This window comes from Moorena sp. (assembly GCF_982860115.1).
Genome location: NZ_CEYLVT010000122.1, coordinates 1 through 12,654, shown reverse-complemented (window position 1 = coordinate 12,654; position 12,654 = coordinate 1). Strand labels below are relative to the sequence as shown.

The window sequence follows — 12,654 nt, the reverse complement described above, 5'->3', positions numbered from 1 at the left end:
CTTGACCTGGTGGGTGGAACGGGCATCTTGCCCGTTACTGCTCCCTGCTCCCTACTCCCTGCTCCCTACTCCCTGCTCCCTGCTCTTTATATTGCAACAAAACAATGGAAGATTCTCCTTACAGTTCAACCTTAGGGCAACGTCTACAGCGGCGACTGGTTAAACCTGCTGGGGTAATTAATACCCAGCAGTTACATTCTCATTACCAAGCTACTCAAGGGACAGCGGGAAGACTTGTACAAAAGTCCATGTTACCGGAACAAGTAAAATTCCGTTATGGTTCTGGAGTTTTGCAGCCTACAGCGATCATGTCACGTCTTCAGCGACAGCGCACAGAATCAGCCGACGGTTTTGATGGGCAATGGCGAGTCAATCCTGACGGCTATTCAGGAACGGGAAAAACAGCTCAAACCTTTGTGCAGACTCAACCAAGAGCATTTCATAATAGTAGGGACAATAGTAGGAAAATTGTAGGGAAAAGTCCGACAGCAATATCCCAGAAAGTAACAGTAATGACCAAGCCATTGGTCAAAGAAACTAACCACAACCAGAGTAAAAGCCCAGTTTCATTAACCCCAGTTTCATTGGTAGAAAAAAAGCCTAAGTCTGCTTCCTCTAGTACCCTTGGGAACACAATTAAGGAAACTGGGGAGAAGGGAAGTAGGCAAGGAACACAACCACAGCTTAAGATTAATCGCAAAGCAACCTTGGCAGAAGTTAATACCTTATCACGTCATGAGTCTCATACTGTACAAGCGCAAAGAGATACTAAATCTATTACTAAATCTAGTACTAAATCTAGTACCAATCCTACAGTAACTCAAACTAAACCTGAAACCAGTAGCTCTTCGTCACCTCCCTACCCTGAAAAATCGGGAACGTTGCGGATTAGTCGAAAAGCAACCATGACAGCAGCTAATGCTAGTCATGTTGCTAGAGTTCAAAGTAAATCTATTCCAGATCTACCTCTTGCTCAAACCAATAGTCCATCATCTTCAAGTACAGTTTCCAGAAAAGAGGATAACGAGGAGACTGTAATTCAAACCAAAATTTCGCCCTTACAGCCCAAATCAGGTCAGATTACCTCTCCAGGTGATTCTTTTCAAAACTCAGCTCAAGATTTACCTCTAGCTAAAACTGCAAGTGCCTCATCCCCAACTACAGTATCTAGAAAAGAGGATAACGATGAGACAGTAATTCAAGCTAAACTCTCGCCAAATTCCGGTAAACTAATCTCTCAAAGTCCCACCATAAGTAAAGCTAGTCATTCCCCAACTATAAGTCACAGTAACTCTAGTCCAGATTTACCTCTAGCTAAAACTGCAAGTGCCTCATCCTCAAGTCAAGTATCTAGAAAAGAGGATAACGAGGATACAGTAATTCAAGCTAAACTCTCGCCAACTTCTGGTAAACTAATCTCTCAAAGTCCCACCATCACTCAAGCTAGTCATTCCCCAACTATAAGTCACAGTAACTCTAGTCCAGATTTACCTCTAGCTAAAACTACAAGTGCCTCATCCCCAACTACAGTATCTAGAAAAGAGGATAACGAGGATACAGTAATTCAAGCTAAGATTATCCCGAATTCCGGTATAATATCTCAAAGTCCCACCATCACTCAAGCTAGTAATTACCCAAGTCAAGTTAACAGTAACTCTAGTCCAGATTTACCTCTAGCAAAAACTACAAGTGCCTCATCCCCAACTACAGTGTCTAGAAAAGAGGATAACGAGGAGACAGTAATTCAAGCTAAACTCTCGCCAAATTCCGGTAAACTAATCTCTCAAAGTCCCACCATCACTCAAGCTAGTCATTCCCCAAGTCAAGTTAACAGTAACTCTAGTCCAGATTTACCTCTAGCTAAAATTACAAGTGCCTCATCCCCAAGTCAAGTATCTAGAAAAGAGGATAACGAGGATACTGTAATTCAAGCTAAACTCTCGCCAACTTCTGGTAAACTAATCTCTGAAAGTCCCACCATAAGTAAAGCTAGTAATTCCCCAAGTCAAGTTAACAGTAACTCTAGTCTAGATTTACCTCTAGCAAAAACTACAAGTGCCTCATCTCCAACTACAGTATCTAGAAAAGAGGATAACGAGGAGACAGTAATTCAAGCCAAAATTATCCCGAATCCGCCCAAATCAGGTCAGATTACCTCTCAAGGTGATACCATAAGTAAAGCTAGTCATTCCCAAACTATAAGTCACAGTAACTCTAGTCTAGATTTACCTCTCGCTAAAACAAATAGTCCATCATCCCAAAGCACGATTCAAGCTAAAAATCAACCTTTAAGTAAAGGAATTATCCAAACAAAACTAGCAGAAAAAAACTATCAACCAACTGGTATCATACAGAAACAGCAGGGAAATTTACCTGTACAACTATCCCAAAAAGCCTCAATTGCTAGTAACCCTAGTGTAGTTTCCACAACCCCTACCCAGTTATCTTCCTCATCTGAGTTAAACAGGGTTTGGCTGAAAACTACCAATACCATCGAGGCTAATACCATAGAGGCTAGTAAAGGGTTATCAACCACAAGCTCCCATCATCAGAAACTGCCTCTACCTCTAGCAATCACCCAAATAAAACCAAATGGAGCGATCGCACGTCAAACCAATGCAGTGGAAAACTCTACCGTTCAAGCAAAGTCGGGAAATGCCACAACCCCGATGTCTACCCCAGAAACAGCATCAGCATCAGGGATAGATTTAAGCAAAGTGGCTGAACAAGTCAGTCGTATTCTGGCTCGTAAACTAATGGTAGAAAGGGAACGTCGGGGGCTTCGTAAATGACACTATTACAACGAATATTAAATACGCTGAGATTAGGGAAATTGACCATTACTCCCTTAAAAAAAGAGGATAATCAGTACACAAGGTTTTCCCCAATTTCAGTGCAATTCAATCCAGAATCTTATTCTATCAGTAAAACAGTCAACTGGGGACCAACGGACAACTCCAGTGGAGAAGAATGCAACACCCAAAGACAGGTTAATGCCCCCACGGTCCAATTTAAAGGAGGAGGTAGTCGTCAGCTAACTTTGGAACTGTTTTTCGATGTCACTGAAAGCATTATTTTTCAGGATGTTCGACAAGAAACCAACAAAATTGTAGCTCTAACTCGCATTGATCGAGATCAAGGTCATCCGCTAATTTGTGAAATTTCTTGGGGTGACGCTCCTCCCGGTTCCGATTTCCCTTTTATTGGTGTCATTACCAGTTTGACCCAAAACTTTACCCTCTTTAAAAGCAATGGTAAACCCCTAAGAGCCAATTTAAACCTTACTGTCCTAGAATTTCTCCCTCCCTTAGCAGATCAACGTCAAACCGATCCTGAACTTACCACTCATATTATCAAGGGTGGCGATACGTTAAGCAATATATCAGCCCAATTTTACCGGAATCCTAAACTTTGGCGCATTATTGCCGAAGCTAATCAACTCGATGATCCACGTAACTTAGAAAAGTACATTGGTCAAACCTTAACTATCCCAAAATTAGGTTGAGGGCAATGTTCTATAGCATTTCTGTCAGCTATCAGCTATCAGCTATCAGCTATCAGCTATCAGCTAATAGGTCATGAACAATCTTGCTGATTTTTCATAACACCAAAAAATCCTCCAAGCTCTTTCATAATGCTCCCTGCTCCCTGCTCCCTGCTCCCTTTTACCATCAATCCTATATTCACAACTCAAATAGAAATGATCTATGCCAGTTGCTAACCGCGAAAGCCCTCTTGTTCCTAATTTTGAGATTATCATCAACGGCTCACCCTTGCCTGTGGAAGCGAAATTGCACGTCATTAGCCTTACCGTTGACCATGATGTGAAATTACCAGGCATGTTTACACTGGAACTTACAGATTCAGATAGTAAGCAAGAAGAAACGACTTGGATTAATGACGAAAAACTGTTTGCCATTGGCAATGTCGTGGAGGTTAAACTCGGCTATGATGATGATTTAGAAACCCTGATTGTTGGCGAAATTACCGGCATAGACCCAGAATTTGTCTTTGATAGACTGCCCAGGTTAACGGTGCGGGGTTATGACCGTCGCCATCGTCTCCAGCTAGGTAAAAAAACCCAAACCTTCCTCCAGCAAAAAGATAGTGATATTGCTGCCAAAATTGCCAGGGATGCAGGACTCACGGCTAAAGTTGAAGATAGCCAGGTAGTGCATGAATATATTTTACAAGCCGAGCAAACGGACATTGAGTTTTTGCAACAGAGAGCCAAACGGATTAACTACGAAGTAGTTGTTGAAGATAAAACCCTATTTTTCCGAGCTGTAGGCAATGCCGAAAGTGAGATTCTAACCCTTACCTTTGAAGATGACTTGATGGAATTTTATCCCCATTTGTCTTCTATGGGCCAAATAAGTGAGTTAACAGTGCGGGGTTGGAATCCTAAAGAAAAGCAAGAGATTGTTGGACAAGCAAAGGTTGGGGATGAAGTTTCAACAATGGGGGGACAAAAAAGTGGTGCTGCCCTGGTTAAAGACGCTTTTAGTACAGCAGTTGTCCAAGTAAGCGATCGCCCAGTATTAACTCAAGCAGAAGCAGATCAATTTGCCAAAGCCCGCTTCAATAATGTCGCACTGACCTTAGTTACTGGTGAAGGGGTTTGTTGGGGGCGTACAGATTTACGAGCAGGCAAAGTCATCAAGATTGAGGGCTTAGCAAAACGCTTCAACGGTCAGTATTATGTCACTGCCACTGTTAATCATTATCACGCCCAGTCGGGATATCGTACCCATTTTACAGCTCGGAGGAACAGCACATGAAGTTATTTGACCTATTAACTGATACGGGGCAAAGGGAAGCTCATGCTTCTCGTATTTATGGTGTCGTAGTTGGTGTAGTTACCAACAATGAAGACCCAGAAGGACTAGGTCGGGTTAAAGTGAAATACCCCTGGCTAAGTGATGAAGACGAAAGTGACTGGGCGCGGGTAGCCACACTAATGGCGGGAAATGAAAGAGGGATTTATTTTTTGCCGGAAGTAGATGACGAAGTATTAGTAGCTTTTGAACATGGTGATGTCCGTTTGCCCTATATTATCGGGTCTTTGTGGAATGGTAAAGAATTACCACCAGCAACTAATGAAGATGGTGCTAATAATATCCGGGTAATCAAATCTCGTAGCGGTCATGTCATCCGTCTCAATGATGAAGAGGGGGCGGAAACTATTGAAATTGTCGATAAAACCGAGAAAAATAGTATTATTTTTGATACAGCTAACAACACCATTGCTATTACCACCGATGGAGACATTACTTTATCAGCATCCCAAGGTAATATTAAACTAGAGGCACAAAATATTGAAATCAAATCTTCAGCAGATACCAAAGTTGAATCCGGTGCAGGAATGGATATTAAAGCCAGCAGCACCATGAATCTTAAAGGTCAAACTATTAATCTAAACTAGTAGAGTATTTCTCAATTCATTGAGAGACTTTATTTCTAGGTTTTAGGGAGTAGGGAGTAGGGAGCAGGGAGTAGGAAAGTCAGAAGATAGAACTAAAAAAAGCACTATTATAAAAGTATTTTTTTAAGAGGTATAATTTAATTATGGGACAACCAGCAGCTAAACAAGGGGACCAAATTACCGCTATTGATACTCATATTGTTATGGTACCCTCCCCAGGGGGACCAGTGCCAACTCCTCTACCTCATCCTTTTACGGGCATTATCAATGGCAACCTCAGCAGTGATGTCAACATTATGGGAATGCCAGCAGCAACTGTGGATAGCACTGCGGATAATACTCCACCTCATATTCCCACACCTCCTGGCACTTCCTTTCAAAGTCCTCCTGCTAATAAAGGAACCATTAAAATTGGTAGCCCAACGGTAAAAATTAACGGTAAACAAGCAGCCAGAAATGGAGATATTGCTGAAACGTGTAATGATCCTGCCGATTTACCAATCGGACAAGTAATCGCAGTGGGTACAGTTTTTATTGGCTGAAAAGGAGAAGGTTATGTCAAAACCCTTTTTAGGTGTTGGAGTAGGATTTCCCATCAGTTTAGATACTAAGGGAGATTTCCAACTTGCGGAATATGAAGAGAGTGTACGCCAGTCAATCGTAATTATCCTTGGTACTGCCAAAGGTGAGCGAGCCATGCGTCCCGACTTTGGTTGCAGCATTTATGACTTAGTTTTTGAGCCCAATTCACCTGCCACTGCTGGTAAAGTATCCCAAGCTATACAGGAAGCCTTACTGTTCTTTGAACCCCGCATTGATGTTATAGATGTGCGCGTTCAATCCCCTATTCCAGAACAAATGCTGGTCAATATCGACTATCAAGTGCGAGCAACCAATAATGTTTTTAACCTAGTTTATCCATTTTATCTAGAAGGGAGTGCAGGTTGATGGTTAAACTAGCGCCCAAAATTGATCAACGGACAGCAAAGGATATTGCCGATCAAGTTCTCTATGGACAAAATTCCTGTAAAGTAGTGATTTTTGCCTTCTCGCTCCTTATACAGAGCGGCTTATATCGACTCGCATTACTACTTCAGGAATTTAGAAAACATACAGATACAGGAGAAACTAAACCTCTTCAGGAACTTATCAAACACTATACAGGAGAAACTCAACCTGTTCAAGGAAGGAGTGCTGCTATAGTTAATATCTTTGCCCGTTTTGCCGAGATAATTATCGAGCGACTCAATCAAGTTCCCGATAAAAACTTCTTAGCCTTTTTAGATTTATTAGGAGCGTCTCGCTTACCACCCCAACCAGCACGAGTACCCTTGACATTTTCCTTAGCTGCCGGAACTATCGTTGATGCAGTAGTCCCAAAAGGGACACAAGTTGCTGCACCTCCAGCGGAAGGAGAACAAGACCCTGTTATTTTTGAAACTGAACGGGAATTGGTAGTAACAGCCGCAAAATTAGACTCTGTTTTTGTGCGGGATCCAGAACAGGATTTGTATAGTAATCATAGTTCAATTATTACTACACCAGCATCACCAGGCGTTGATATTTTTCGGGGCAACCAAGAGATTGAACATAGTTTATACATTGGGCATAGCAAACTTTTAGGGTTTGCTGAAATTGATACCTTTAAAGTAAAGATTAATTTATCACAAGCCCTTGGTACTCCAGGAGAAGTAGAATGGCAAATTTGGCAGGAAACGGAAGATGGAGCTAATTGGCAAGATATTACACCGAGCAATAATGAAACTACTGAAGGCTTGACTCAAATTGGCGATCGCGACATTGAATTTAGTAATATTACCGCTTTACCGTTAACTACTGTTAATTCAGTAACTAATCGTTGGCTTCGCTGCCAGTTAGTTACTGCCATTACCAGTGTCAATCAATTACCGAAAATTGAGGATATCAAACTTGAAGCGAGTATTATTTCTAGCAACCTATTAATTGAAACGGCTTTTCTTAATCAATTACCCGTTGATTTAACTAAAGAGTTTTTTCCCTTTGGTGAAAAACCGAAGCTTGGAGATACCTTATATTTAGCCAATAGTCAAATTTTTTCTCAAGAAAATGCTCAAATTACTCTTCAGGTTAACTTGAGAAATCCCGCCACAGAAACTAGCGATGAACCAGATGGCGTTCCTACAGTACATTCCATAACAGAAGGTAGCGGTGAACCAGATGACTTTCCTTTACCTACAGACGCTTCAAATAATTTAAGACTTAAGTGGGAATTTTGGAATGGTAAGGTCTGGAAAGAATTAGGAACTGCAGTTGCTTCAGACAACACTAGTAACAATCCAGAAGCTGAATTTGAAGACACTACCAAAGTTTTTACTGGAAATGGTCAGGTAAAGTTTCCCTTATTTGAAAAACCGGCTTCCACAACTATTAATGGAGTAGAAAGTTTCTGGATTCGTGTGCGAATTAGTGCCGGAAACTATGGTAGAGAAGCATCCTATCAACAAGTAGAAGACAGCTATCAATTTCAGGAAGCAACGTTTGCGCCACCCTTGATTGAATCAATTGTAGTTAGCCACACCTTAACACTATCAGACGAAGAACCAGAAGAGGTTATCACCTACAATGACTTCGTTTATTTAACTAATAGTCCTAAACCTTTCTTTCCTTTTACAAGAACCGACCTTAAAAAACAAGCTTTCTATCTGGGCTTTAGTTTACCATTAGCTAGAACAGAATTTACCAATCGTAAGATCAGCCTTTTTTACTGTGTAACTGAGGTAAAATATGGAGACGATAATGTCCCGTTATTACCTAATTCAACGGATGTGCTCCAATTGGATCAAACTGAACAAGTTCAACTATTATGGGAATATTGGGATGGCCAAGCATGGCAACAACTAACCATAAGAGATGAAACGGAAAACTTTACCCGTTCCGGTTTAATTGAATTTCTGCCACCAGGGGATTTTTCACCAAGGGAAGACTTTAATTTACCTCCCCGTTATTGGCTGCGGGTTAAATGGTTAAAGGGTGACTACGACGTTGAACCTAGGCTGAAACAAGTACTGCTTAACACTACCATGGCAGCACAAACAGCTACGATCCAAAAGGAAATTGTTGGCTCCAGTGACGGGACTGAAAATCAAACATTTCAGACAACTAGTCAGCCAATTTTAGCAGGTCAAGAGCTGGAAGTGCGGGAACCGGAAATACCTTCTGCCCTAGAAAAAGACAAAATTGTCCTTGAAGAAGGGGAAAAGGCTATTACTGTTACTACTAATGAAACCGGAAGACCGCAAGAGATTTGGGTCCGTTGGCATCAAGTTCCGGATTTCTATCAATCAGAACCACGGGATCGCCATTATGTCTTTGATAATCTTACCGGAAAAATCACCTTTGGGGATGGACGCAATGGACTGATTCCTCCTCCTGGTCAAGGCAATATCCGCATGAGTCGCTATCAAACTGGTGGTGGAACTGCTGGAAACAAACCGGCTGGGGCGATTGTCCAACTCAAAACCACAGTCCCCTATGTGGACAAAGTGATTAACCATCAAGCAGCAGCAGGGGGGGCAGAAGCGGAAAGCCTTGACTCCCTAATCCAGCGCGCACCTAAGGAAATTCGCCATCGTCAGCGTGCTGTGACTAGGGAAGACTACGAAGATTTAGCCAAGCTGGCTTCACCAGAGGTAAGCAGAGCCAAGTGTGTACCCTTAGCCAATTTGAAAACCAATCCCCTGGCTGGACTGGAGACCAAGCCGGATTTATCGGGAACAGTGAGTGTAATTATTGTACCCCGCTCCACGGAAGCTAAACCCCTACCCAGTTTGGAGCTAATCAAGCGCGTCCAAAACTACCTACAAGCCTACACCGAACCCACAGTGGCAATCTCTGTAGTGGGCGCTCTCTATGTCCGTGTCAATATTACCACTGAAATTGCTGTCACTTCCCTAGAAGGATCTCGTGAGGTAGGACAAACCGTGGAACAAACCTTAGCTAGTTTTCTGCATCCCCTCACGGGGGGTTTTGACGGAATGGGTTGGAATTTTGGTCGTCAACCCTATAAATCGGACTTATACCGACTACTGGAGAGAGTGCCGGGAGTAGACCATGTTTCTAGCTTGGAGGTGAATGACATCGAAGAACTAGAAGGTGCTAGCCAGACTAATCGCTTTTTAGTCTATTCCGGCAACCACACCATCACTTTAACCTTTGTGGAATCCTGAGGAGGGTAACTCATGCCAATAGAATTGCCTAATCTTGATGACCGCACCTATGATGACTTGGTGCAAGAAGCCCTGGGTATGATTCCCAGCTATGCCCCCGAATGGACTAATCACAATCCTTCTGATCCTGGTATTACCGTTATTGAGCTGTTTGCCTACCTTACCGAAATGCTGCTCTATCGGCAAAATCGGGTGACAGAGGCCAATATGCGGATGTTTTTACAACTGCTGAATGGACCAGATTGGCAGCAAACCAAGGATTTACAGACAGAGATTAAAGAGGCAATTACCCAAGTACGCGATCGCTACCGAGCCATCACCTGTGCCGACTTTGTGGAATTAGCCCGAGAAATGAAACCAAATGATGCAGATGATACCGTTGCCAGGGCACACTGTATACCTCGACGTAACCTTGATTCGGAAAATGCCTTAGTCGAAAATACCTTAGTCGAACCTGTGGATCAACCAGGTCATGTGAGTATTGTGATTATCCCCGACAGCAATAATCGTGAAAATAGCCCCCCTCAACCAAGCTCAAGGCTGATTAACGAGGTAAAAAACCACTTAGAAGAACGGCGATTGATTGGCACGGCAATCCATGTAGTTATGCCACGCTACATCACCATTAGCATCAGATTAACCATACACCTCAACCGAGAAGCAGACGTAGCAACCACTAGGACCAACATAAATAACGCACTGGAAAACTTTTTCGATCCCCTACCAAATCCTGACAATCCTCAAGGTTGGCCATTTGGTCGAAATGTTTATGTTTCGGAAGTTTATCAACTACTTGATGAACTAGAAGGTGTGGATTATGTAGAAAAAACCAATAAGGAAGATAAAGACCAAGACGAAGTATTTTTTCCTCGTCCTGATGCCATAAACAATCAACAACGCCTAGTTAAAACCAACGGACAGCTAAGTGCCATCGAGGTCAAACCAGAAGAACTAGTGTATTTAGATATTACCGCCAGCGATATAGACATCATATCCCCCTTAGAAACCCTTGATTTCAACGGTTAAAAACCAATGAAAAACTCAGCCCGTTACCCCAGTAAACTGTTAGACTATCTGCCAGAGATTTATCAAAGCGATCCTTTCGTTGGTCAATTTTTACTACCCTTTGAAAATATTCTTTTGGGTCGTGCACATGGGATCAACTTTTGTGAGCAGGGTTTAGAAGAAAATATTGCCCGTATTTCTAATTACTTCCATCCCCAAAAAACACCCCCAGACTTCCTACCCTGGTTATCTAGCTGGGTGGCGTTGAGTCTCAGAGCAGATTTAGATGTCCAAAAACAACGGAAATTTCTGGCCAATACTGTCAGACTGTATCGTTTCCGAGGGACTAAAGACAATTTACAAGAACTGCTAGAATTATTTCTAGAGGACGAGGAAAAAGTCACCATTATCGACGCTTCCAATGCCGAATTTCAAATTGGTGACACCCAACTCCTGGAGCCCGAAAACCCAATTGACCCCGAAGAAATTCCAATTTACCCCGAAGGACTTCCCTCGCGATCGCTCCTGGGTAGAGGCACTTACCTTGGTGGTGGTATCCCCCACTTTTTTATAGTAAGAATTACTCCAGCTCAAGGATTAAACCCAGAGCAACTCAAACGACAAATAGAAATCGCTAATGCTATCATCGAACAGGAAAAACCAGCCCATAGCAAGTACAGACTAGAAATTATTTACACCACGCAGATTGGTGGTACTTTTGAGTCTGATTCTGATTCTGAAGAAGTTACGGGTTCCCAGATTGGAATTAATACTATTTTGGGCAATATTACCGAAAATGACGAATCTATCTTAGGAGAGTAAGTATAGCAGAAGTCAGAAGTCAGAAGTCAGAAGTCAGAAGTCAGAAGTCAAACTCTTGCGCTTACTTAGGTTTGAGACTTTTGTCATGTCCTAACTGCCCTGGCGACTGCTATACCTGGACGACTGTACTAACTTGTGTAAAGTTGCCAAAAGTCCCTCTGCTCCCTGCTCCCTGCTCCCTGCTCCCTGCTCCCTGCTCCCTATTTCAACAGTTAATTTTACTTTTTTCCGACTACTTAACGATTATGAAATATATTCAACGTCCCAATTACTTTACTTCCCAGTTTCTATTAGAAAAAGACTTTAACGATGAGCAAACCTACCATCGTGACATGCGCCTGCGTCACAATAGCTTACTCCATGAATGGGGTGTGGTGGAAGGATTAAAAGTAACCAGAGCCGAGCCGAAAAAAATTGCGGTTAGTGAGGGCATGGCCATTGATAAATATGGTCGAGAAATTGTTATTTTACCCGATTGTACAGTACCGGACACGATTAACACGATTAACTTAGATGTAGATGTATTAGAACCCAATACAACTATTGAAATTACCGTCATCTATGATGAAATTAAGGATGATGGTGACGAAGTAGCGGTAGGTAATGATAAAAAATACACTCGCACCTCTGAACGTCCCAAGTTTGTCATTTACGGGAGTAAAACAAGTAAAGACAATCTCCAAGACGGTAATGTAGATGTAAAAACTGGTTTTGCCCCTACCGATGATAATGTGATTCTGTTGGCACAGGTGACCCTAGACAACAACGGTGAGGTTACTGAAAATGCAGTGGATAATTCTGTACGCAAGCTTGCTGGTGCTAAGTTATCTAACCTCGATAACTTAGAGCTAGATGGTACCATTTCCGCCGAAAACTTAAATCTGACCGGAAATTCAACCATTGATGGTGACCTGACAGTGAATGGAAATCTGGAAGTAAAAGGGGATGTGATTGCCCGTGATACCGAGCATATTGTTGGGGATGTGTCCTTGGGGGATGCGGATAATCATGAAGTGAAAGTTACAGGAGTAATTCGCTCAGGGCATTCATCTGGAGCGTTGAGGGTGGATGATGAGTTACATACCACTGGTGCTCTGACAGTGGATGGTAATGTTGGTATTGGCAAAAATAATCCTACGGAAAAATTAGAGGTAGCTGGAACTGTTAAAGCCACTAGGTTTGAAGGGGATGGTTCTG

General features: G+C 42.4%; 9 protein-coding genes and 1 pseudogene. All 10 read left to right on the top strand.

From position 1 onward, the window contains the following. The first annotated feature begins 104 nt into the window (after positions 1-104). Positions 105-2,792, top strand: a complete 2,688-nt coding sequence (locus tag AC4II3_RS19825; protein WP_488029438.1) for a hypothetical protein — start codon at positions 105-107, stop codon at positions 2,790-2,792. Continuing rightward, positions 2,789-3,505, top strand: a complete 717-nt coding sequence (locus AC4II3_RS19820; RefSeq protein ID WP_488014028.1) for a CIS tube protein — start codon at positions 2,789-2,791, stop codon at positions 3,503-3,505. Before AC4II3_RS19825 ends, AC4II3_RS19820 begins: the two co-directional genes overlap by 4 nt. Positions 3,506-3,707: 202 nt before the next feature. Next, on the top strand, positions 3,708-4,781 hold the full coding sequence (locus AC4II3_RS19815) for a phage late control D family protein (protein WP_488014030.1): 1,074 nt from the start codon (positions 3,708-3,710) through the stop codon (positions 4,779-4,781). After that, on the top strand, positions 4,778-5,425 hold the full coding sequence (locus AC4II3_RS19810) for a phage baseplate assembly protein V (protein ID WP_488014032.1): 648 nt from the start codon (positions 4,778-4,780) through the stop codon (positions 5,423-5,425). Before AC4II3_RS19815 ends, AC4II3_RS19810 begins: the two co-directional genes overlap by 4 nt. Positions 5,426-5,568: 143 nt before the next feature. Beyond that, positions 5,569-5,967 (top strand): PAAR domain-containing protein, encoded by a 399-nt coding sequence (locus AC4II3_RS19805; protein ID WP_488014034.1) that lies wholly within the window; start codon positions 5,569-5,571, stop codon positions 5,965-5,967. 13 nt (positions 5,968-5,980) lie between these two features. Further along, positions 5,981-6,373 (top strand): GPW/gp25 family protein, encoded by a 393-nt coding sequence (locus AC4II3_RS19800; protein ID WP_075905909.1) that lies wholly within the window; start codon positions 5,981-5,983, stop codon positions 6,371-6,373. Then, positions 6,373-9,630 carry a putative baseplate assembly protein gene (locus tag AC4II3_RS19795; protein ID WP_488014037.1) on the top strand — a complete coding sequence of 1,086 codons (3,258 nt, stop codon included), beginning with the start codon at positions 6,373-6,375 and terminating at the stop codon, positions 9,628-9,630. The genes AC4II3_RS19800 and AC4II3_RS19795 overlap by 1 nt, the downstream gene beginning before the upstream one ends. A 12-nt stretch (positions 9,631-9,642) precedes the next feature. Beyond that, positions 9,643-10,656: a baseplate J/gp47 family protein gene (locus AC4II3_RS19790; RefSeq protein ID WP_293114509.1), complete on the top strand. Its 1,014-nt coding sequence runs from the start codon at positions 9,643-9,645 to the stop codon at positions 10,654-10,656. Positions 10,657-10,662: 6 nt separating this feature from the next. Continuing rightward, entirely contained in the window at positions 10,663-11,457 is a 795-nt protein-coding gene (locus AC4II3_RS19785; protein ID WP_488014040.1) for a phage tail protein, read from the top strand. Positions 11,458-11,702: 245 nt separating this feature from the next. Beyond that, positions 11,703-12,654, top strand: a pseudogene (locus AC4II3_RS19780) (hypothetical protein); the annotation flags it as partial.